This window comes from Nocardia sp. NPDC058480 (genome assembly GCF_042720495.1).
Classification (GTDB): domain Bacteria; phylum Actinomycetota; class Actinomycetes; order Mycobacteriales; family Mycobacteriaceae; genus Nocardia.
In genome coordinates, this window is record NZ_JBHXMN010000006.1 from 38843 (window position 1) to 61160 (window position 22318).

At 67.1% G+C, this 22318-nt stretch carries 21 protein-coding genes; 6 read left to right on the forward strand and 15 right to left on the reverse strand.

The annotated features are described in order from the left end of the window. Positions 1-74 precede the first annotated feature (74 nt). Genes ACFWO8_RS16705 through ACFWO8_RS16715 form a run of 3 tightly spaced genes read right to left on the reverse strand, consistent with a single transcriptional unit; the run spans position 75 to position 2713 of the window. Positions 75-266: a rubredoxin gene (locus ACFWO8_RS16705; protein ID WP_378951108.1), complete on the reverse strand. Its 192-nt coding sequence runs from the start codon at positions 264-266 to the stop codon at positions 75-77. A 3-nt stretch (positions 267-269) separates the two neighbouring features. Beyond that, positions 270-1118, reverse strand: a complete 849-nt coding sequence (locus ACFWO8_RS16710; protein ID WP_378951113.1) for a mycofactocin-coupled SDR family oxidoreductase — start codon at positions 1116-1118, stop codon at positions 270-272. Positions 1119-1171: 53 nt separating this feature from the next. Beyond that, on the reverse strand, positions 1172-2713 hold the full coding sequence (locus ACFWO8_RS16715) for an aldehyde dehydrogenase family protein (protein WP_378951117.1): 1542 nt from the start codon (positions 2711-2713) through the stop codon (positions 1172-1174). A gap of 91 nt (positions 2714-2804) precedes the next feature. On the opposite strand from ACFWO8_RS16715, the gene ACFWO8_RS16720 reads away from it, so the two are divergent. Then, positions 2805-4025, forward strand: coding sequence for a CaiB/BaiF CoA transferase family protein (locus tag ACFWO8_RS16720; RefSeq protein ID WP_378951120.1), 1221 nt, complete (start codon positions 2805-2807; stop codon positions 4023-4025). On the opposite strand, the gene ACFWO8_RS16725 is transcribed toward ACFWO8_RS16720, so the two are convergent. Further along, positions 3991-4206, reverse strand: coding sequence for a hypothetical protein (locus ACFWO8_RS16725; protein WP_378951123.1), 216 nt, complete (start codon positions 4204-4206; stop codon positions 3991-3993). The two genes, ACFWO8_RS16720 and ACFWO8_RS16725, sit on opposite strands and share 35 nt — an antisense overlap. A gap of 45 nt (positions 4207-4251) precedes the next feature. Between ACFWO8_RS16725 and ACFWO8_RS16730 the strand changes: the two genes are divergently transcribed. From ACFWO8_RS16730 to ACFWO8_RS16740, 3 genes are all read left to right on the forward strand, one after another. Continuing rightward, positions 4252-5550 carry an amidohydrolase family protein gene (locus ACFWO8_RS16730; protein WP_378951126.1) on the forward strand — a complete coding sequence of 433 codons (1299 nt, stop codon included), beginning with the start codon at positions 4252-4254 and terminating at the stop codon, positions 5548-5550. 77 nt (positions 5551-5627) lie between these two features. Beyond that, positions 5628-7148, forward strand: coding sequence for a class I adenylate-forming enzyme family protein (locus tag ACFWO8_RS16735; RefSeq protein ID WP_378951129.1), 1521 nt, complete (start codon positions 5628-5630; stop codon positions 7146-7148). Continuing rightward, complete coding sequence (locus ACFWO8_RS16740) at positions 7145-7447, forward strand: hypothetical protein (protein WP_378951132.1); 303 nt, start codon at positions 7145-7147, stop codon at positions 7445-7447. Before ACFWO8_RS16735 ends, ACFWO8_RS16740 begins: the two co-directional genes overlap by 4 nt. 76 nt (positions 7448-7523) lie before the next feature. Here ACFWO8_RS16740 and ACFWO8_RS16745 read toward each other — a convergent pair whose 3' ends face one another. From ACFWO8_RS16745 to ACFWO8_RS16790, 10 genes are all read right to left on the reverse strand, one after another. Next, complete coding sequence (locus tag ACFWO8_RS16745; protein WP_378951135.1) at positions 7524-8141, reverse strand: cysteine hydrolase; 618 nt, start codon at positions 8139-8141, stop codon at positions 7524-7526. Positions 8142-8169: 28 nt separating this feature from the next. Further along, the gene (locus ACFWO8_RS16750) at positions 8170-9183 is read right to left on the reverse strand and encodes an aromatic ring-hydroxylating dioxygenase subunit alpha (protein ID WP_378951141.1); all 1014 of its coding nucleotides are present in this window, start codon (positions 9181-9183) and stop codon (positions 8170-8172) included. Positions 9184-9247: 64 nt separating this feature from the next. Beyond that, a complete protein-coding gene (locus tag ACFWO8_RS16755; RefSeq protein ID WP_378951144.1) occupies positions 9248-10393 on the reverse strand; it encodes a thiolase family protein in 1146 nt (381 codons plus the stop codon). 17 nt (positions 10394-10410) lie between these two features. Further along, positions 10411-10827 carry a Zn-ribbon domain-containing OB-fold protein gene (locus tag ACFWO8_RS16760; RefSeq protein WP_378951148.1) on the reverse strand — a complete coding sequence of 139 codons (417 nt, stop codon included), beginning with the start codon at positions 10825-10827 and terminating at the stop codon, positions 10411-10413. Positions 10828-10836: 9 nt separating this feature from the next. Continuing rightward, positions 10837-11757, reverse strand: a complete 921-nt coding sequence (locus ACFWO8_RS16765; protein WP_378951151.1) for an alpha/beta hydrolase — start codon at positions 11755-11757, stop codon at positions 10837-10839. Further along, positions 11754-13412 carry an OB-fold domain-containing protein gene (locus ACFWO8_RS16770; RefSeq protein WP_378951154.1) on the reverse strand — a complete coding sequence of 553 codons (1659 nt, stop codon included), beginning with the start codon at positions 13410-13412 and terminating at the stop codon, positions 11754-11756. Before ACFWO8_RS16770 ends, ACFWO8_RS16765 begins: the two co-directional genes overlap by 4 nt. A gap of 20 nt (positions 13413-13432) precedes the next feature. After that, on the reverse strand, positions 13433-14635 hold the full coding sequence (locus tag ACFWO8_RS16775) for an acyl-CoA dehydrogenase family protein (protein WP_378951157.1): 1203 nt from the start codon (positions 14633-14635) through the stop codon (positions 13433-13435). A 13-nt stretch (positions 14636-14648) separates the two neighbouring features. Next, positions 14649-15701 carry an acyl-CoA dehydrogenase family protein gene (locus ACFWO8_RS16780; protein ID WP_378952021.1) on the reverse strand — a complete coding sequence of 351 codons (1053 nt, stop codon included), beginning with the start codon at positions 15699-15701 and terminating at the stop codon, positions 14649-14651. 27 nt (positions 15702-15728) lie between these two features. After that, entirely contained in the window at positions 15729-16568 is an 840-nt protein-coding gene (locus tag ACFWO8_RS16785; RefSeq protein ID WP_378951160.1) for an amidohydrolase family protein, read from the reverse strand. Beyond that, entirely contained in the window at positions 16565-18220 is a 1656-nt protein-coding gene (locus tag ACFWO8_RS16790) for an AMP-binding protein (RefSeq protein ID WP_378951163.1), read from the reverse strand. The genes ACFWO8_RS16785 and ACFWO8_RS16790 overlap by 4 nt, the downstream gene beginning before the upstream one ends. A 303-nt stretch (positions 18221-18523) precedes the next feature. Between ACFWO8_RS16790 and ACFWO8_RS16795 the strand changes: the two genes are divergently transcribed. Together ACFWO8_RS16795 and ACFWO8_RS16800 are read left to right on the forward strand one after the other, a co-directional pair. Continuing rightward, positions 18524-19342: an enoyl-CoA hydratase/isomerase family protein gene (locus ACFWO8_RS16795; RefSeq protein ID WP_378951166.1), complete on the forward strand. Its 819-nt coding sequence runs from the start codon at positions 18524-18526 to the stop codon at positions 19340-19342. A 50-nt stretch (positions 19343-19392) separates the two neighbouring features. Continuing rightward, positions 19393-20520, forward strand: a complete 1128-nt coding sequence (locus ACFWO8_RS16800; protein ID WP_378951169.1) for an NDMA-dependent alcohol dehydrogenase — start codon at positions 19393-19395, stop codon at positions 20518-20520. Between the two features lie 65 nt (positions 20521-20585). Here ACFWO8_RS16800 and ACFWO8_RS16805 read toward each other — a convergent pair whose 3' ends face one another. Beyond that, positions 20586-22082, reverse strand: coding sequence for an acyl-CoA carboxylase subunit beta (locus ACFWO8_RS16805; RefSeq protein WP_378952024.1), 1497 nt, complete (start codon positions 22080-22082; stop codon positions 20586-20588). Between the last annotated feature and the right edge of the window lie 236 nt (positions 22083-22318).

Here is a 22318-nt window from a genome sequence, read left to right on the forward strand (position 1 = left end):
CGCGCTGTCGCGCCGAAATCTGTCGCAATCGGGCCGCGTCGTGCAGGTGGCGCAGCGTATCGGCCGCGACATCGTCACCGATAGACCTCCGCCATGTCGAACTCGGCCTTCTCGGCGCCGCAGTCCGGGCAGGTCCAGTCCTCGGGGATGTCGTCCCAGCGGGTGCCCGGTTCGATCCCGTCGTCCGGCCAGCCAAGTTCCTCGTCGTACTCCCATCCGCAGATGACACAGCGGTAGAGCTTGTACACCGTCGTCGTGTCGGTCATCGCTCACTTCCCCCAGGGCACGGCCTTGACGAAACCACCCGCATCCACCCGCAACTGGCTGCCGGTGATGTATCGAGCGTCGTCGGAAGCGAGGAACACCACCAGGTTCGAGACGTCCTGTGGCTGGATGTAGGGGACGGGCATGGCCTGCATCGCGGGGAAGGCAGCCTCGGCGTCGGCGCGGGTCGGAGCCTCGAGATCCGGGCGGAAGATCTTGTACATGCCGTCGTTGTGCAGCATGTCGGTGTCGACGTTGGTGGGATGCACCGCGTTGACACGAATCGACTTCTTCGCGAGCTGGATCGCCAGATCGTTCACGTAGTGCGCGACAACCTGTTTCGCGAGGCTGTACGCGGAACCGCCCGGCCCCTGCTTGGTCGAACTGCCCAGCTGCGCGGCGAGGGAGCCCGTGGCGATGATCGACGACCCGGGGCCCAGATGAGCAAGGCTCGCCTGCACGACGTTGAACACGCCGACGAGATCGGTGTCGATGGTGTCCGACCAGGACTGGATGGTCTGACCGCGCCCCAGCGGGGCGATACCCGCGTTGGCGACCACGATGTCGAGCCGCCCCAGCGCTTCGACACCCTGGGCTATCGCCTGCCAGACCGCGCCGCGCTCGCGCACGTCGACGATCACCGGATGGAAACGCGCACCTTCCTTCTCGACCAGCCTGCCCGTCTCCTCCAGGTCCTCGGGCCGCGAGAGCGGGTAGGTATTGCCTTCGAGGTCGGCGCAGATGTCCAAGGCGATGATGCTCGCGCCCTCAGCGGCGAGGTTCACCGCGTGCGAGCGTCCCTGACCTCGCGCCGCGCCCGAGATGACCGCGACCTTGCCGTCCAATTTTCCCACTGGTGACAACCTTTCCGTACTTCGATGGTGAATTGTTCTGCCCGACAAGCAATTCAGCGCTGTCGTGGCAACCGGGAGCCGATGGTCTTGGTCTCCAGGTACTGCTGGAATCCCTCGATGCCGCACTGGCGACCGACGCCGCTGTTCTTGTAGCCGCCGAACGGTGCGTCGGCGCCGTAGAACATGCCGCCGTTGACGCCGACCGCGCCGGTCCTGAGCCGACGGGCGATCCCCATGCTGCGTTCGTCGGACTGTGACAACACCGCGCCCGCCAGCCCGAAGGCGCTGTTGTTGGCGATCCGCACCGCCTCCTCGTCGTCGGAGAACGGGATCATCACCAGGACCGGACCGAAGATCTCGTCCTGGGCGATGGCCGATTCCGGGTTCTGGGTGACGAACACCGTCGGCTCGACGAAATGGCCGTCCGCCAGATGAGCGGGCAGATCGGCGGGCAGACCACCGCCGGTGACCAGCTGCGCGCCGTCACGAATGGCCTGCGCGCACGCGTCGAGTACCCGGGTTCGCTGGGCCGCGTTGATGACCGGGCCGACCAGCGTGTGCCCCAGCACCGGATCGCCCACCGGTACCGCCGCGAACGCCGCCCCGACCGCCGCGACCATGTCGTCGAACATCGAGCGGTGCACCAGCATCCGGCTCGTCGCCGCGCAGGCCTGGCCCGCGTGCACGCACACACCGATGGCGCTGCGCACCGCGTTCTCCGGTTTCGCGTCGTCGAGCACGATGAGCGCGGACTTTCCACCGAGCTCGAGGAAGGTGCGTTTCATCGTGCCCGCGCCGTGACGCAGGAGGGTGCGGCCCACCGCGGTCGAGCCGGTGAAGGAAATGAGGTCGACCCTGGGGTCGGTCGCCAGCAGACCGGCCACCTCGTTGGAGGGGGTAGTCACGACATTCACCACGCCGGGCGGGAAGTCGGTGTGCTCGGCGATCAGCCGGCCGAGTCGGGTGGCGTTCCACGGCGTGTTCGGGTCCGGCTTGAGCACGACGGTGTTCCCGGCCGCCAGCGCCGGACCCAGCTTGTTGAGGATGACCTCGATCGGGAAATTCGACGGGCAGATCGCGGCGACCACGCCCACCGGCTCCTGGACAACGGTGCGCCTGTTGCGATCACCGAACAGGCCACCGCCCTCGAGCACCCGCTCCCACTCGAAGTCATCGATCAGACCCGCCGGATACCGCAGCGCCTCGGCGAGCGGCCATTCCAATTGCGCGTTCTGCGTGGTCATCACCGGGCAGCCGACCTCGGCGACGAGTTCGGTGCGCAACAGCTCGATCTCCGATTCCAGCGCGCGCTGGAGTTGTTCGAGACACCGGCGACGCAGGTCGCCGTCGGTCGACCACGTGGTCTCGTCGAAAGCACGCCGAGCGGCGGCGATCGCGCGCAGCATGTCCTGCTCCTCGGCTGCCGCGGTAGTGCCGAGCAACAGCCCGGTGGCCGGGCTGTGGTTGTCGAACGAGCCACCCGACGCCGCTGCCGTCAACTCACCATCGATGAGCATGCGGTGCTCGGCTCCAGCGGCTGCCCGGCGACCCCACTCCGGACTCAGGGCCGTCCGCTCTTCGACGACGTCGCTCACATTGCCTCCCGATGGCCATCCTGGATGAGTAACTGTAATGATTACCGTATAGTACTTCACTACACGTATCAATCGCGGGAGAGGAGCGCCGATGTCCGGTTTGCTCAATGGCGTCACAGTGATCGAATTGGCATCGTGGACCTATGTGCCGAGTGCGGGAGCCGCACTGGCCGACTGGGGCGCGAATGTGATCAAGATCGAGGACACCAGTGGCGGCGATCCGTGCCGCAACCTGACCATCGGCGGTCTCGACGGAACCGGCACCGCGGTGCGCGCCAACTTCATGATGGAGCTCGGCAATCACGGCAAACGCAGCATCGGTGTCGACATCAAGTCCGAACAGGGCAGGCAGATCCTCGGCCGGTTGATCGCCGGTGCCGATGTGTTCCTGACCAATTGGCTGCCCGGCCCGCTCGAGCGAGCCGGATTCACCGTCGAGCAGATCCGCGAGTTCAACCCGAACGTGATCATCGCCAGGGGCAGCGGCGCAGGCAGCCGTGGTCCGGAGAAGAACCGGGGCGGGTTCGATGCCGCGAGCTATCTGGCCCGCGGCGGCGTCGCCTACGCATTGACGCCGACGAACGCCGAATTCCCGATGATCCAGGGGCCGGCCTTCGGTGACCTCCAGGGCGGCATCACCCTGGCCGGTGGCGTCACCGCGGCGCTGTTCCATCGCGAACGCACCGGACACGCCCCGCTGGTCGACAGTTCGCTGCTGGCGCAGGGCATGTGGGCTGTCGCACCGGATATCGCGGCCGCGGACTACTACGACATCGACCGCATTCCGATCGGTGTGGCAGGCACCGCCCCGAATCCCGCGGTGAACCGGTACCGAACCCGGGACAATCGCTGGGTCCAACTCGTCCTGCTCCAAGCCGATCGCTACTGGCGTGGATTCTGCGAGCGCATCGGCAGACCGGATCTCGGTGTCGACGAACGATTCGTGCCGCTGGCGAACCTGGTCGTCAACCAGGAGGCCGCGACAGCCGAACTGCGCAAGACCTTCGCCGAGCGCGATCTCGCCGACTGGCAGAAGGCCCTCGCCGACGAGCCGGGCGTGTGGGCGACCATCGCGAGCCCGCGCGAAGTCCTCGACGATCCGCAGGTCGTGGCCAACGGCTATCTCATGACGGTGACCGACAGCGCGGGCAACGACTACCGAACCGTCGCCGCCCCGGTGCAATTCGACGAACTGCCCGCACCGGCGAGCCGGGCCCCCGAGTACGGCGAGCACACCGAGACGATCCTGCTCGAGCTCGGCCTGGAATGGGACGACATCATCGCCGCCAAGGAAAGCGGGGCGATCCTGTGACCGCCACCATGGGCCGGGCCGAGCGATGAAGCGATACCTGAGCTGCCCGTGCGGTGAATTCCTGAGCGGCGCCGATGAAGACGATCTGGTCGCCGCAGCTCAACGACATCTCGCCGAGCAGCACCCCGACCACGAATACAGCCGCGAGCAAATCCTGTTCATGGCCCACTGAGCCGACCATCGGCTATATTGTAAGCCTTACTGTAATTACATAAGGAGTGTGATCGTGGATAAGAACGACATGATCCTGATCAGCGTCGATGACCACATCATCGAGCCGCCGGACATGTTCAAGAACCACCTGCCCGCGAAGTACGCCGCCGAGGCGCCGCAATTGGTGCGGACCGACAACGGCGCCGACGTCTGGAAGTTCCGCGACACCGTCATTCCCAACGTGGCGCTCAACGCCGTGGCGGGGCGCCCGAAGGAGGAGTACGGGCTCGAGCCCGACGGCCTCGACGAGATCCGCCCCGGGTGTTTCGACGTCCACGAGCGCATCAAGGACATGAACGCGGGCGGGGTGCTGGCGTCGATGAACTTCCCGTCCTTCCCCGGTTTCGCCGGACGGCTGTTCGCGACCGAGGACTCGAACTTCTCCCTCGCCCTGGTACAGGCCTACAACGACTGGCACATAGACGAATGGTGCGGCGCCTACCCCGGCCGGTTCATCCCGATGGCGCTGCCGGTGATCTGGGACGCCGAGTTGTGCGCCGCCGAGGTCCGCCGGGTCGCGGACAAGGGCGTGCACTCGCTGACCTTCAGCGAGAATCCCGCTGCGCTGGGATACCCGAGCTTCCACGATCCGTTCTGGAATCCGTTGTGGAAAGCCCTCGTCGACACCGACACCGTCCTCAATGTCCACATCGGCTCCTCGGGACGGCTGTCGATCCCCGCGGTCGACTCGCCGCCGGATGTGATGATCACCTTGCAGCCGATGAACATCGTGCAGGCCGCGGCGGACCTGCTCTGGTCGCGCCCGGTCAAGGAGTACCCGGACCTCAAGATCGCGCTGTCGGAGGGTGGCACCGGCTGGATTCCGTACTTCCTCGAGCGCGTCGACCGTACCTTCGAGATGCACTCCACCTGGACGATGCAGGACTTCGGCGGGAAGGTGCCCTCGGAGGTGTTCCGCGACCACTTCATGACCTGCTTCATCAGCGATCCGATCGGCGTGCGGCTGCGCCACGAGATCGGCATCGACAACATCATGTGGGAGATGGACTACCCGCACAGCGATTCCATGTGGCCCGACGCGCCCGAGGTGCTCGAGCAGGTCCTCGGGCGCGAGCAGGTGCCCGACGACGAGATCGACAAGATGACCCATCTCAACGCGATGCGCTGGTACTCCTTCGACCCGTTCCAGCACATTCCGCGCGAGCAGGCCACCGTCGGTGCGCTGCGGGCGGCCGCGGCCGACCACGACGTCAGCATCCAGGCCCGCAAGCACAAGAACTCCACGTCCGAGGCCAAGCTCCAGGCGTTCCAGGCCCAGATCAAAGCGGCTACCGCCCAGAACGCGGGCTGACCGCACGACGACGCGGCCACTCTCGGCATGCACGCCAGGGTGGCCGCCTCCTTCTCTGAAACCGATGAGGTGATGTAGTGAGCATTTCGGTGATGCTCGAGATGGTCGCGGCCAGTGAACCGGAGCGGGCCGCGGTCGTCTCCGACGGCACGCGAACGAGCGCCGCGGAATTGAGCGAGCTGGCCGATCGGGCGGCCGGACTGATCGGTTCCTCGGGCGCCGAGCATGTCGCGTATGTGGGAACCGGCGGCATCATGCTGCCGCTGTTGCTGTTCGGATCCGCGCGCGCCGCGGTGGCGTTCACGCCGCTGAACTACCGCCTCAGCGCGGCGGCGCTGCGCGAGCTGATCGACCGGCTGCCCGCACCGCTGATCGTTGTCGACGCCGAATACCTCGACATGGTGGCGGGTTGCGGCAAACAGGTCATCGACTCCGCGTTGTTCTTCGCGGCCCTGCGGACCTCGAGCGGGGACCACACAGTGCAGGACGCCTCGCCCGATGACGTTGCCGTGCTGCTGTTCACCTCCGGTACGACTTCGCGGCCCAAGGCCGTCGAACTGACGCATGCCAATCTCACCGGCTATGTGATGGGGACCGTCGAGTTCGCCTCCGCCGAACCCGACGACGCGGCGTTGGTGTGCGTGCCGCCCTATCACATCGCCGGGGTCGGCGCGGCGCTGTCGAATCTGTATGCCGGCCGACGGACGGTGTACCTGCGGCAGTTCGACCCCACCCGCTGGATCGAACTCGTCCGCGCGGAACGGATCACCAACGCCACGGTCGTGCCCACCATGCTCGACCGCATCGTCACCGCGCTCCGCGCGAGGCCCGGCATCGATCTGCCGACGCTGCGCACCCTCGCCTACGGCGGATCCAAGGCACCGCTGCCGCTGGTCCGCGCGACCATCGAGCTGCTGCCCGAAGTCGGCCTGGTCAACGCCTACGGTCTCACCGAGACCAGCTCGACCATCGCCGTGTCGACTCCCGAGGATCACCGGATCGCCCACGGCTCCAGCGATCCCGTTATCGCCAGGCGGCTCGGCTCGGTCGGCCGGGCTGTGCCCGGTGTCGAGTTGCAGATCCGCGACGCGACCGGCACCGTCCTCGGGCCGGGCGAAGTCGGCGAACTGTTCGTCCGGGGACCGCAGGTGTCGGGCGTGTACGCCGAGATCGGTTCGGTCCTCGATCCCGACGGCTGGTTCCCCACCAAGGATCTCGCCGAACTCGATACCGACGGCTTCCTGTTCATCGGTGGACGCTCCGACGACACCATCATTCGCGGTGGCGAGAACATCGCGCCCGCCGAACTCGAAGACGTTCTCGTCGAACATTCGCAGGTGCGCGAGGTCGCCGTGATCGGTGTGCCCGACGAGCAGTGGGGACAGATCATCGTCGCCGTCGTCGTGCCCTCCCCCGGCACCGCGCCGGACCCGGAACTGCTGCGTGCGTATGTGCGCGAGAATCTGCGGGGCTCGCGTACACCGGACCGTGTCGTGTTCCGCGACCAGCTGCCCACCACGCCGACGGGAAAGATCCTGCGGCGCACTCTCGTTCAGGAATTCTCGGCCGTCCCGTCTATCGCCATGGAGGCATCGTGATCAAGAGCGGCACCCGGCTGACGAGCCAGGTCTGTCAGACACAGGTCATCGTCATCAAATCCACCGACGCCATCGACGGCCTGCGCTGCGGCGGCGTCCCCATGGTGCCCATCGGCGCGGTTTCCGACACCGGCGCGGTTCTCGATCCCGCGTTCGCCGGCGGGACCGCGGTCGGCAAGCGCTATGTCCACGAGACCGGCGCCGAAATCCTGGTCACGCAGGCAGGTAGCGGCACCCTCGACGTGAACGCGGTGCCGCTCGATCTCAAGGAGGCCAAACAACTTCCGTCCAGTGACTGACCCACGACGTGCGCACAGGGCGCTCCTGCCTCACGGAGGCTGGAGCGCCCTGTGTCGTCCTGTGGTCGGCCGGTGCTCAACGCCAGGCGGCCAGCAACTCCTCGGTCGTGGTGACGGTGGCGATCAGCGACAAAGTGTTGTCGATGATCGCCTCCCCGTATTCGCGCGGAATGCCCGCCACCGCATCGCGCGGCAGCACCACGTCGTAGGCGGCGTTGACCGCGTCCATCACCAGGTTCGGTATCGCCACATTCAGCGAAACCCCGACCGCCACAATGGTCTTGATACCGAGATTGCGCAGCACCGCATCGAGGTCGGTGCCGCCCATCGGCCCGAGCCCGTGCTGGCGGCCGAGCACCAGATCGGCAGGCTCCGGCCCGAATTCGGGCAGCAGCCTCGCGCCCTCGCTGCCCGGGGTCACCGCGACGCCGCGGCGACCGAGGGCGAACAGTTTCGCATTGTGATTGGAGCCGAGACCGTCGACACGTCGCCACACCAGGCAGTGCACGACCTGTACCCCGGCAGTACGGGCCGCCGGCAGCAGTGCTCCGATATTGGGCAGCGCCGTGCGGCGCGCCTCCTCGGCGAGCGCGGGCAGTCCGGCGGCGGCACCGACCACCGCACCCTGGCATTCCTGGGTGATCACGGCGGTGTGCGCGGGGGCCACGAGCTCGGCCAGCGGCCGGGCACTCACCCGGGCGCCGCGCCGTCTACGGCGCGCTTCACGACGACACCGTGGTGGCGTCCACCGGCGGAACATCGTAGAACTGGGTGGCCCACTTGCGCAGTGACAGATAGGGTTTGGCGTCCTTCGGCGAGAGCGGTGGTCGCTCGACGTACTTCTGGTAGCGCCAGATGCTCAGATCCTCCCAGACCGTCACCAGGAACTGTTTCTCCACCCGCGCACGAACTTCCGGTGGCGGTACGTCGGAATCATCGCCCGGATTCTTCGGCCACCAGATCGAGTAGAACAGGTCCGAGCACTCGTCGTCGACCGGTGTGGTGGCAAAGATCAGCCGATGTTTCGACGATCCATCGAACGCGCTGATCGAACCGCCGAGCCCGAACATCTGCGCGTGGATCTTCAACGCCATCTTGTCCGGATCATCGCTGCGCGCGTCGGGCCACCCGGTCAGGAAGTTCCAGGTGTGATCGACCGCGCTGTAGTCCAGCATCTGCGGGGTGACCGTCGCGCCGTGAACGTATTCGAAGTGCAGGCTGTCGGGGCCGTTCTCGAGCACGACCTGCGGGTGCACCGGCTCGCGTTCGGTCTTGCTCGAGAACTCGGGATAGGGCCGGTAGTACTGCGTGGGATCGGAACCCAACTCGGGAAACATCGTGAGGATGTCGGGCATCTCCCACTGCGGCGCCTTCCCCTCCGGGTGGTGCCACATGAACACACACCCGTTCTGCTCGTTGACGGGATATACCTGCAGTTTCAGGCCACGGTTGACCCGGTTCTCGCCGGGGATATTGCGATTGGTGCCGTCGGGTCCCCACCGCCAGCCGTGGAACGGGCATTCCACGCAGTCGCCGACGACCTTGCCGCCGTGGCCGATATGGGCGCCGAGATGCCGGCAATGCCCGGTCAGAATGTGTACCTCGCCCGCCTCGTCACGATAGGCGACCAGGTCCTCGCCGAAGTAGCGCAGCGGCCGGGCCTCGCCGAGCGGGAACTCGGCCGACCAGCCGACCATGAACCAGCCGGTGACCTTCCAGGTGAACGGAACTTTCACAACGCACCTCCAGTGCGGGACGATTCTTCGAGGCTTCGGCACCGGGTAGCGGACCCGGCCGGTTTCATGTGGTGACGATGGTGGCGCCCGCGGTCCCGGGAGCGCCGTAGAGCAACGCGAAACCCGCCTTGGGGGCACCGGCGACTTGACGCTCCCCGGCGGTCCCGCGCAGTTGCAGGACCAGCTCGTGGAGTTGGCGCATGCCCGAGGCGCCGATCGGTTCGCCGTTCGCGATGAGACCGCCGTCGGTGTTCACCGGCAGGGAACCGGAGATCTCGGTCGCGCCCTCGGCGATCAGCCGCTCCTGGTCGCCGTCGGCGCAGAACCCGGCTTCGGCCATGTGGATGATCTCGGCGCCGGCATCGGTGTCCTGCAACTGGACCACATCGATGTCCTCGGGCGCGATGCCCGCGGACTCGAAGGCGCTGCGCGACGCGTAGACCGAGGGCGATACGTCCTCCTGCACCGGCGCGTAGGTCGTGTTGACTTCGTAGGCACCGTAGGAGCGGGTCCGTACCTCGACGGCTCGCACATAGACGGGCTTGCTCGTGTACCGGTGTGCGATATCGGCACGGCACATGATCACCGCGGCGGCACCTTCGTCCGGCGCGCAGAACATGTAGTGGGTCAGTGGGTAGTTGAACATCGGCGAATCGAGGATGTCCTGCTCGGCGATCGGCTTGCGCCGGAACGCATTCGGATTCAACCCGCCGTTGCGGTAGTTCTTGGCCGCCACCTTGGCCAGCGTCTCCTGGGAGATCCCGTGATCGTGGAGGTAGCGATTGGCCTTCATTCCGAAGAACTTCGTGGTCAGGTACTGGCCGTTCTCGCCGTACCACTTGGGCATCCCGACGAGCGTGGGATCCACGGTGAACGCCCCGCGCGGATGCTTGTCCATGCCGATCGCGATACCGATGTCGTACTTGCCGAGCCGGATCGCGTCGGCGCACGCCTCGGTGGCGCTGGCCGAGGTGGCGCACGCGTTGAAGACGTTCGTGAACGGAATGCCGGTCAGTCCCATCATCCCCACGATCGCGTCGGGGTTGGCGACCTCCCAGCTGCCGCCGACGGCGAACTGGACATCTCGCCATTGCAACCCGGCGTCGCCCAATGCGGCCCGAATCGCGTCGGTACCCATCTGCATGGCGGTCTTGTCGAATCGGCCGAAGGGGTGCATACCCACGCCGATGATCGCTACCTCGTTGGTCATCTCAGAACTCCTGTCCCTCAGACGGGTTGGAAGGCGAAGGTGATGACCTCGGCGCCTTCGGGGTCGGTGCCGAGCGACACGGTCGTGAGCTCGACGTCCATGCCGAACTCGAGCTTGGCCGGGTCGTTCTCGGTGAGCCTGGCCTCGACCCGGATCACGTCACCGAGCTGCACGAGTCCGACTCCGAACGGAACAAAGGTCTTCGGCGTCTCGTCGCCGAGATAGGGAGCGCCCGGCAGGAATCCCTGCGTCGTCCATGCCACCAGCGTTCCGGTGCGCGGTAGCGTGATCTGCTCGATCGAGGGGAGGCTGCACCGCGGGCACAGGTCCTGGATCGGGAATACCGAGGCGCCGCAGTCGGCGCACGCGCCACCGATGAGCCGGAAGTCCTCGGCCGGCCAGTTGGAGATCTCCGGGGCGATCATTCGTTGCATCTGTGGTTCCTAAACGTCGAATTGGTTGCGGGAGGGGGCAGACCGCAGGCCGCATTCCTCCACGAACGACAGCAGGCCGAGGTGATAGGCCGCGGCGCCGAAGCCGACGCTCACGTTGTGCCCGGATCCGGCTTGCTGGTTGTGCGCGAAATGTGGTGTCGCGGTGAAGAATCCTTCGATCTCGGCGCGTGCCGCGGGGTCGGTCCGCCATACCTGCTCGTATTCGGCGTCGGTGAGCCGAACCGGCACCCGCACCTGCGCGGCCAGCACCGGGAAGTCGGTCGGCCAGTCGTGCACGACGGCTACTTCGTAGCCCGGTGTACCCACGGTGAGCGAACGCCCGCCCACCACCTCGGGCGGATAGCTTTCCGTCGGACTCCACAGCAGTTCCCGGATCCCGCCCGCCTTGCGGGTCTTGCGTATCTGCTCGATGACCCGGATCGCCTCGGGGCGTTTGTGGACGCCGGTGCCCGCCAGTTCCAGGCCGAGCAGTTCGTCGCCGCGATCGTCGGCGGCCATCCGTGCGGCCAGATCGCAGCCGGCCGAATGCCCGGCGAGGAACACCCCGGCACCGCGCCCGCTCGAGCCGAGGAGCGCGTCGATCGCGGCGTAGCTCGCGTCGACGCGGCGCTGCGGCACATCGAAGGTCGCGTCCCACGGCTCGGAAGCGCCGTATCCCGGCCGGTCGAGGGCGAGCACGGTGAAGCCGAGTCGTGCGCCGAGCCGCAGCAGCGACAGCCACGGTCGGCCAGGAACATCGAAGTAGCGCGCCGAGGTGGCGCCACCGTGCACCGCGACGAGCACCGCGCGCGGATCAGCGACCTCGGCGCACAGGGCCGACATCCGCATCCCCGCCACCTGGACTTCCCTGGCCACCACAGCATCCACAGCCGTCGGCTCACGCAGCAGGCCGGTGCCCTCGGCGCTCATGCCTCCGCCCGCAGGAGCATGACACCGCTGGGGGTGAGTCCCCCGCTGCTGACGACGGCGACCCGCGCATCCGGAATCTGGCGCTGCTCGGCGCGACCACGCAATTGTGTGATCGCCTCGTGGATCAGTCCCATGCCGTGGGTGCGCCCGTGGGAGAGCTGCCCGCCATGGGTGTTCAGCGGTAGCGATCCGTCGCGGGCGATGTTCTTGCCGCCCTGGAGGAAGTCCTTGGCCTCGCCGATTCCGCAGAAGCCCAGCGCCTCGATCCAGGACAGGCAGTTGAAGGTGAAGCCGTCGTAGAGCTCGGCGACATCGACGTCCTCGGGGCGCAGTGTGGTGCGAGACCACAGATGCGCCGCCTGACCCAGGACCTGTGGCTCGTGGGTGAGTGTGCTCTGATCCCATTCGAGCCGTTCGATGATCTGGGTGCCGACCGCCTCCACCAACACCGGCGGTTGGGCCAGGTCGGCCGCGGTCTCACGCGCCGAGACGATCACGGCGACCGCACCGTCGCACGGCACGTCACAGTCGTAGAGACCGAAGGGCGTGGTGACCGGTCGGGCGGACAGATAGTCGTCCATGGTCAGTGGCTCCCGGTAGATCGCGGACGGATCGAGCGCCGCGTTGGCGCGCTGATTCAGCGCGATCCAGCCCAGCGTTTCCCGATCGGTGCCGTAGCGATGGAAATGGCGTTGCGCGGTCTGCGCGAGCAGGTGTGCTGCCGAGATGGCCCCGAACGGGGCGAGCCATGGGTCGGTGATGCCGCCGGACGGTGAAATCGTCCCGGCGCGAACGTGTTCGGCGTAGCTCGACTCCCACACCGTGCGGAAGCACAGCACGTGGCGAGCCAGCCCACTCGCCACCGCCAGCATCGCCGCGATCACCGAGCCGCCGGGGCCGAAGGTCTCCGCGCCGCCGTTGTACCAGGTCGGACGGATACCCAGCGCCGATTCCACCGCCGTGACGCCACCTTCGGAGAAGGGCCCGAAATCTCCCGAGCCCGGATAGGTGGACAGGCCGTCGATGTCGTCGAGGCCGAGTCCGGCATCGGCGACCGCGTTGCGACAGGCCGTCAGAGTCAACGTCAGCGGGTCGGTCATGAGCCGTCGCCCGATCCGGGACCTGCCGATGCCGGTGAGCGCGACCTTGTCCTCGAACTTCTCCCGCGACGCCATCGGCCGGACGTGCTCGCGAACGGCCGATGGTTCGATCGGATCCACCGGCAGCGGGGTCGGCGGCGACTGCGGGTCCGCGGGCCGGAACAGCGGTAGCCAGGCCGTGCCAGTCTGCTCGAACACCACCTCCATCCGCTGCCCGAGTACGAGATCGGCGGGGTCGCAGCCGATCACATTGGTGGTCAACCGGACCCGCGAGTCCTCCTCGAGCGCGACCTGCGCCACGACGTAGGGCGCGGGCAACCCCGCAACAGCGAATCGGTGGTTGACAGTGAAGCCGATCAGTGTGGCGAATCCGGAGACCGCGCCGACCTCGAGGTCCTCGCTTCGGCAGTATCGGCACACGGGTTGCGGCGGGTGGATCAGCGCCGTACAGGACCGGCACTGCGTGATCCGCAGGCGACCGTCGGCGCCGGAAGCCCAGTAGAACTGGGTTTCCGGCGTGATCGTCGGCGGCGGCCGTCGGGTGGACTCGGCCACGGTGCTCCTTCCGAGCTGAGTCAGCTCGCCGTTGCCTTCGGCTTGGCAGGCAGCGAATAGTTGGGCCGCCCGAGCCCGAGGATGTGCTGGGCGATCATGTTGCGGAACACCTCGAGCGTGCCGCCGTAGATGCCGCACAGCGGCGCCCAGCGGTAGATGTACTCCATGGCGCCGTTGTCGACGGCGCCTTCGGTGTCCACCGGCAGCGCGGCGGCGGGGCCGAGGATGTCCATCAGGTCCGGCGAGATGTCGCGCATGGTCTGCGCGATGGCGACGCGGCCGAACATGTGCGGAGCCGAGAGCGCTGCCTCCATCCGCGCGATGCTGCGGCCGAGGCGATGGGCGACCGCCCGGTCGTCGAGCAGACGCCGACCGTCAGGTCCGGTGGCCGCCGCGATCGAGACCACCTTGTCGACCGAGGTCGCCATCATGGTGCCCTGATGGATGAGTATCGAGACATCCTGCAGGCCGTCGTCGTCGGCGCCGACCACGCCGTGTTCCTCGTTGAGCGGGCCCATCAGCACCGCCCAGCCGCCGTTCACCTCGCCGAGGCGGTACTTGTCCTCCACCCGGACATCGCTGTAGTAGACGATGTTGGTGCGGTCGCCGTCCACGGTGCGGATGCCCTGGATCTCGATGCCCGGGCTGTCCAGCGGAACCAGGAACATGGTGAGGCTCTTGTGTTTCGACCCGTCGGGGTCGGTGTTGGTGATCAGGAAGACGTACTGGCAGTTGTGCGCGCCGGTGGTGAACATCTTCGAGCCGTTGATCACCCATTGGTCGCCGTCGCGCACCGCGCGCGTCTTACACATCGCGACATCGGACCCGCCGTCGGGCTCGGTGTATCCCAGGCACAACCGGACCTCACCGCGCTCCAGTGCGGGCAGGACCTCCTTCTGCAGTTCGACGGACCCGTGTTTGCGGACGGACTTGGAGACGATCGCGGTCGTTCCCCAGGTGACCCAGGGAGTGTGGACCCGGCGCCGCTCGAGGTCCCACAACCGGCGCCGCAGGCGATTGAGCCCGCCTTCTTCCTCGGAGTTCAGTTCCGCGCTCAACCAGCCGGCCTCGCCGAGAGCCAGGTGCACTCCCTCGTCGAAGTTGTCGCCGGTCTCGCGGTCGCGACGACGGACCTCGTCGGTGACGTGGGTGGTGAGGAAAGCCCGTGCCCCGTCCAGGAATTCCTGGTCATCGGCAGAGAGTTCGACTCGTGAGAAATCCATGTTCTACTCCGTCCTAGGCCGACGCTGCGGCGAAGAGTTCGGCGACCTGTACTGCGCTGGCGCCCAGATCGCCCGCGGCCAGCGGCCAGCCCCTGGCCCGCACCAGATACGCGGACGCGGCCGCTTCCGTCGCGACCCCGAGTCCGCCCTGTACCTGGACCGCCGTGGTCGCCGCGCGGGGCGCTTCCTCGGCGATGTAGACGAACGCCGCGGCAGGCAGACCGGGCTGCACGTCGGGCTCGTGTTCGAGAAACCACGCGGCGCGGCGGGTCAGATTGCGGGCGGCGTTGACCGTGATCGCGATATTGGCCAAGGGATGGGAAATGCCCTGCAGGGTCGAGATCGGGACACCCATCGTGTAGCGGGTGGTAGCGAATTCCGCTGCTATCCGCAGGGTCTCGTCGATCAGCCCGACCAGCGCGGCGGCAGTCAGCACGCGCCATTCGTCGAGCGCCCGGTCGTACTCGGCGAGCGCCTCGGCACCACTGGCCAGCACGGTCCGGCGGTCGGCGGCGGCCGGGTCGACCCAGGCCATCGGCAGACGACCGATGTTGTCGACCTTGGTCGGCCGGGTGTCGAAACCCAACCGCACGATGTCATCGCCGTCCCGCATGACGATGTCGTCGGCGACCGAGCCCGCGGCGATGAGCCGAATGCCGGTCGCGGAGTCGACGCGGGTGTCCAGCGCGACCAGGCGCTTGCCTTCTACCACGTCGGCACTGTCGCGATCACACACACTCAACGCACCGAGGCGAGCCAGCAGCCGCGCCGCGCACAGATGGTCGATCCACGGCAGCGGCGCGATCACCCGCCCGAGTTCCTCAGCGACCAGGGACAATTCGACCAGCGTCGCACCGTCGCCGCCGACCGATTCCGGCAGCGCCATCGAGGTCGCGCCGGTCGCGCACAGCTGCTCCCACAGATCCTTGTCGAATCCGGTCTCCTCGGCCGCGCGGACGGTGTCGAGTGAACACCGCGAGCGGAAGAACTTCGCGTAGACGGCTTGGAGTTCGGTTTGGTCCGCCGACAGGCTGTAGTCCTGCCGGCGCAGTTCGTAACGGTCCATCATCGTATTTCTCCTGATTCCGGCGCGTCAGTCGCCGACGGATCGGTCGCCGAAGAAGAACTCCTGCGCGTTGTTGTAGAGGTAGTTGTCCAGCACGTCCGCGGGCAGATCCAGCGCTTCGGCTTCGGGCACGACCCTGCGCAGGGCGAGCACCGGCCAGTCCGAACCGAAGATCACCTTGTTCTTGCCTCGCGTGCGCATGAAGTGAACGAGACTGTCCGGCAGCCGTTTAGGCGACCACGCCGAGGTCATCAGGCGCAGATTCTCGTACTTGATGAGTAGCCGGATCGCGGTGTCCCACCACGGATCGGCGCCGTGGATCATGCACAGCCGCAGTTCGGGAAACTGGTAGCACACCCGGTCCAGATAGATCGGATTCTGCACCTCACCGGGAATCGGCGGGCCCGGGATTCCGGTGTTCATGCACAGCGGCAAGCCGATTTCGGCGCATTTGTAGTAGAGCGGGTAGTACACCGCGTCGGTCGGCGGATAGCGCCCGTCACCCCAGAAACTCGGGCCGGTCGTGGTGTAGGTGACGGGGAGATCACGCACCAGCGCGGTGAGTTCGCGCAGCGAGGCGACCGGGCGCAGGAGATCGACGCCGTTGACCGCCAGCGAGAACCGATCCGGTCGTGCCTCGACGAACTCGAGCGCGGTCTTGGACGGTTTCACCATCGAGTACATCAGGACGGCCTTCTCCACGCCCTGTTCGTCCATCTCGTCGAGCAAGGCGGTGAGTTCGACCTGGGCGTACATCGAATCGGCGCCCTTGAAATAGTCGTCACGGACTTTGAGCATCCAGCTGGGTTGCTCGAGCTCACCGAAGTGAACATTGACCAGGCAGTCGTTGACCTTGCGCATCGTCATGCTCCGATTCCTTCGGCGGCGGCCTCGCCGGCTTCTTCGACGGCCTGCCGCATCGCCCAGCGGTAGTCCGGCTTGCCGTTGCCGAGCCGACGGATCTCCTCGACATAGATCACGGCCTTGGGCACCTTGAAGCCGGCCAACCGAGATCTGCACAACTGCTGCAACGCCGTTGGACCGACCCGGTCCGCCGCGTCGACGAGGTCGCCGGCATCGACGCAGACCAGCGCGACCACCTCGTTGCCCCATGTCGCACTCGGTCTGCCGACCACGAGCGCGTCACCGACAAGGGGATTCGAACGCAGCACCTCCTCGACCTCTTCGACGAACACCTTCTCGCCGCCGGTGTTCACCACAAGGGCGTCGCGCCCGAGCAGTCGCAACGACCCGTCGGCGTCGACGGTCGCCCGGTCACCGGGGATCGCCATCCGTACGTCGTCGATGATGGGGAAGGTCCGCTCGGTGGCCTCGCGGTCGTCGAGGTAGCCCAGCGGAACGCGGCCGGTACGGGCTGCCCAGCCGACCTCGGCCTCGCCCGGTGTCAGGAATCGGGTGCGGTCGTCGGAGACGGCTGTCCCGCCGGGCATCGGGGCGAAGCTGTCGACTTCGTTTCCCTTGGTACTGCGACCGAATCCCATGCCGCCGGTTTCGGATGACCCGTAGCCCTCCACGACGAACGCGTGCGGAAGCAGGTCGAGCAGGTCGCGCCTGTGCACGGGGTTGGTCGCCGCGCCGCCGGTGCCGATCGCCATCAGCGCGGACAGGTCGTAGTTCCCTTCGCGCAGCGCGCGCACCAGCGGTCCGGCGTAGGCGTCGCCGACGATCGTCATGAGCGCGGCCCGTTCCTGTTCGGCCACCCGGAGTGCGTTGTGCGCGTCGAACTTTCGCTGGTCGTCGTAGAGCACGACCGTCTGCCCGGCGAGCAGTCCGGAGAACGACGTCCAGATCCCGGCCGCGTGTGACAGCGGCGACACCGCGAACCAGACGTGACCGGTCATCAGGGCCAGCTGGCGCAGACCGTCACCCGACTCGTGGTCGGCACCGTTCATCGACGAGACGTACATGTCGCCCTGGCGCCAGAGCACACCCTTGGGCCTGCCCGTCGTGCCGCCGGTGCACAACATGACCAGATCGTCGGGCGAGGTCTCGATGACCGGCTCATCGGCGCCGAGCGCCACCGCGTCCTCGTAACCGATCGCCCCCGCCAGCTCCGCGACGTCGCTGCCGTCGTCGACCGACACCAGCAGTTCGACTCCCGCGGGCGCGGCCTGCTCCACCACCGGGCCGAAGGACCGGTGATAGACGATGCCACGCGGCTTGATGTAGGCCAGCAGATCCCGGATCTCGTGCGCGGTGTAGTGGTGGTTGATGTTGACCGGCACGACGCGCGCCTTCATCCCGGCGAGCATCACATCGAGGTACTGGTCGTTGCGCATCACCAGCGCGATCCGGTCCTGACCGCATTCCCAGCGGTCGAGTTCCGCGCGCGGGGTGTGCGCACCGAATCCGCGCTCAGCGAGGAAGTTCGCGAACTTCCGCGTCCGCAGTGCCGTCTCACCGAAGGTGCGGCGGCGTTCGCCACACACCGTCACGGTCCGATCCGGTACCGCCGCCGCGACCTCGTCGAACACGGCGCTGATCGTCCATTCGGTCAACAGAGCGCTCCGATGTCAGCGCGGGGATTCGATTGTTCTGTCTGCATGGTTCGGTCCTCGATGTCCTAACGGGAGGTGGCGGGAAAGCTTGCCGCAAACCGAATAGATATGACTACTGTATACGTAACAGTAGCGGTCTGCGCAAGACATCGGGCCAGGATTACCGCCGACCCGTTGAACGAGGAACGCGAGTACGAGCCCGCCGAATCGGCCGTCGACTCAGATACCCGACGGTACTCTTTACTGTATATCTAACGGTATGAATCACCGATACCGATCGACCTGGAAGAATCGGGGACGACAGTGACCACCGAGAACCCGTCCGTCGACAGCGCCGGGACCGTGGGCGTCGAGCACGACGGACCGATTCTGCGCCTCACCATCGACCGTGCGAGCCGACGCAACGCACTGTCCCCCAGCATGATCGACACCCTCGTCGCCACGCTCACCGCCGCCGCGACCGACGCCGAGCTGCGCGTCGTGCACATCACCGGCGCCGGCGCGGATTTCTGCTCCGGTGTCGACTGGGTCGCGACCAACAGTGCGGGCGAGCGCCCACCGACCGGCGATCTGGTCCGGCGCATCCCGCACACCGCCCACCGCGTCATCGAACTGGTGCACACTCTGCATCTGCCGGTGGTGTGCACCGTCCGAGGCTGGGCCGCCGGGCTCGGGTGCAATCTCGCGATCGCCGCCGATTTCACCCTCGCCGACACCGACGCGGTGTTCTGGGAGCCGTTCCTGCCGCGCGGATTCAGTCCCGACTCCGGCTCCACCTGGCTGCTCCCTCGCTTGATCGGGCTGGCCAGGGCCAAGCGGATGCTGCTGCTCGGCGAGAAGGTCGGGGCGACCGACGCCGCCGACTGGGGGCTGATCCACGAAGCCACCGCTCCCACCGATCTCGACCGGGCCACCGAGGAACTGCTCACCCGTTTGGCCACCGCGCCGACCGTCGCCCTCGGCCTGGCCAAACAGTCCATCCACCGCAATCTCGTCACCGGACTCACCGAGTCGATGGACAACGAGCTCTACGCACTCGAACTCGCCTGCCGTACCACTGATTTCAAGGAGGGGCTGGCCGCGTTCCGGCAACGCCGCGCTCCCGAGTTCCACGGCCGGTGACACCACCGGGCCGACCGACACCACTGCCCGAGAGTATGAAGAGGTAACCGATGAAGACCAGAGGCGCGTTGATCTGGGACCGCAATCAGCCGTGGTCGATCGAGGACATCGAGATCGGCGAGCCGCGAACGGGCGAGGTCAAGGTCAGGATGGAGACGGCGGGGCTGTGCGATGCCGACCACCATCTCGTCACCGGCGATATCGCCATGGCCGGCTTCCCGATCCTCGGTGGCCACGAGGGCGCGGGGGTGGTGGTCGAAGTCGGCGCGGGCGTGCACGATCTCGCTGTCGGCGACCATGTGGTGATGTCGTTCGTGCCGTCCTGTGGCACGTGCCCGCCGTGCCGTGCCGGACTGTGCAATCTGTGCGACCTGGGCGCCGGTCTGCTCGGCGGCGCGGCTGTCGCGGACGGCACCTTCCGGGTCACCGCGCGGGGACGCGGAGTGCATCCGATGGCGCTGGTCGGCGCGTTCGCGCCCTACGCGGTCGTCCATCGGGCGTCGGTGGTGAAGATCGACCCGTCGATCCCATTCGAGATCGCCTGCCTCGTCGGCTGCGATATCACCACCGGCTACGGTTCGGCCGTGCACACCGCACGGATCCAGCCGGGCGAGGATGTCGCGATCATCGGGCTCGGCGGCGTCGGCGCGTCCACGCTCCAGGGCGCGGTGCTCTCGGGCGCGTCGCGGATCTTCGTCGTCGATCCGGTCGAGTGGCAGCGCAAGCAAGCCGAGAAACTCGGAGCCACCGACGTCTATCCCGACCTCGCCACCGCCACCGCAGGCATCGCCGCCGCGACCGGGGGACGCATGTGTCACAAGGTGATCGCCTCGATGGGGCGGCGAGACGGTGACGACCTCGAAGCGTGGATGGACCTCACGGCCAGAGCGGGCACCTGCGTACTCACCGCCATGGGCACCACGCTGGCCGCCGAGGTGCCGCTCAAACTGTCGATGCGGACACTGTTGCAGAAGAACCTGCAGGGCAGCCTGTTCGGCGGCGGGAATCCGCACGAGGACATCCTCGAGGTGCTGGCCCTGCACAAACTCGGCGACCTCGACCTGGATGGCACCCGCACCAAGGAGTACCGGCTCGACCAGATCAACGAGGGCTACGACGAGATCCACCGCACCCACGATCTGCGCGGCATCATCCGCTTCACCGACGCCGACCGTTAGCCCACACGAAAACGGGGGCCGGACGATTCGTCCGGCCCCCGTTCTGTCGGCGGTTCAGGGGTGGTTCAGGGAATGATGACGGTGCGCTGCACCGGCGCCGCGGGGGTCTGGCGCCCGTAGAGGCCCCGCTGCAGCGATCGAAGCAGGACGTTGCGTGTCTCCTCGGGCCGGATCAGTTCGTCGAAACCCATGTGCTCGGCGGAATGGTAGGACGCCTTCAGCTCCATGTCGCGCAGTTCGGCGGCCAGATCGGCTTCGGCGTGGGAGGCGTTGCTCAACGCGGCGGCGCCCATGGCGCCCATCGTGGCGCCCGGGTAGGCGAACGTGCCCGCCTGACCGTCGAATCCGATCAGCGACATCACCATCGAGCCGAATCCGTAGGCCTTGCGCAGTGTCACATGCAGTTTCAGCGTCGTCGCCGCGGTCTGTGCGACGAACATCCGCGCGCCGCTGCGCAGCACACCTTCCCGCTCGGACTCGCTGCCGGGCAACATGCCCGGGTTGTCGGCGAGGAAGATGATCGGCAGGTGGAAGGAATCGGCGACCATGATGAAGTGGGCCGCCTTGTCCGCGGCCTCGGCGTCGATCGAGCCGGCCAGGACCTGCGGCTGATTGGCCACCACCGCGACCGGGTGCCCGCCCAGATGTGCCAGCGCGCAGATGATCGGCGTACCGCGTTCGGGCTGCACCTCGAACCAATCGGTGCCGTCGAATACGACATCGAGCACGGCCCGCATGTCGTAACTCTGCACGTTGTCCCGGGAGACGATGTCGAGCAACTCCGGTGTCGCGCGCGGCCCCGTCGTCTCGTCGGCGAGGTACACCGGCGGATAGGACCACGCGCTCGGCGGGAAATAGGACAGGTAGCGGCGGATTTCGTCGAGGACGTCCTCGTCGGTCTCGGCGACGTTGTGGACCACACCGCTGGGCAGCGCGACGTCGGGCCCACCGAGGTCTTCTTTCGAGATGTCCTCGCCGGTCGAGACTTTCACGACCGGCGGTCCCGCGGTGAAGATACAGCCCTGCCTGCTCATGATGGAGAAGTCGGCGACAGGGGCGACCAGCGCGCCGTGGCCCGCCGAGGGCCCGAGCACGCCGGTGACCATCGGCACCTTGCCCGAGCATTGTGCCTGGGCGAGCAGGTCGGTGGGCGTTCGGCCGTAGTGGTCGCCGGTCGGCCGGAACCCGGCCCCCTCCAGCAGCATCACCAGCGGAACCTTGTCGCGCACCGCCAATTCGGCCAGCCGATACCGCTTGGAGTTGCTGCCGGGTGCGATCGAGCCTGCCAATGTAGTGAAGTCCTCGGCACCGACCATCACGGGGACACCGTTGATCAGGCCGGAACCGGTCACGATGGCGTCGGCGGCCACCTCGCCGCCGACGAGGGTGCCGAACTCCTGGAACGTCCCGGGGTCGAGCAGCCGTTCGATGCGCGCTCTGGCGTCCAGTTTTCCCTTCCCCCGATGTTTGGCGACCCGGTCGGGGCCGCCCATCTCCAGCACACGCGCGCGGCGACGGCCGAGATCATCGAGGGTCTCGTTCCAGGTGTTGGCAGTTGTCATGTCGGGCCTGTCTTCCGTGATCGGGTACGCCGGAAACGGCGCGGGAATTCGGGAAAGCGGGACTGTTCGCTCAGTCGACGGCTGATCCACCCGCAACGCGGTCAACGCCGCATGCAACCTCGCCTCGTCGGCATAGGCGGCCGGATCCGCCAGAACGTTCGCAGCCTCATCAACGATCGGCATCCCTATCAGCACCTTTTCGCGTTCCGAGTCGGCAACCCCGCAATCCACCACCT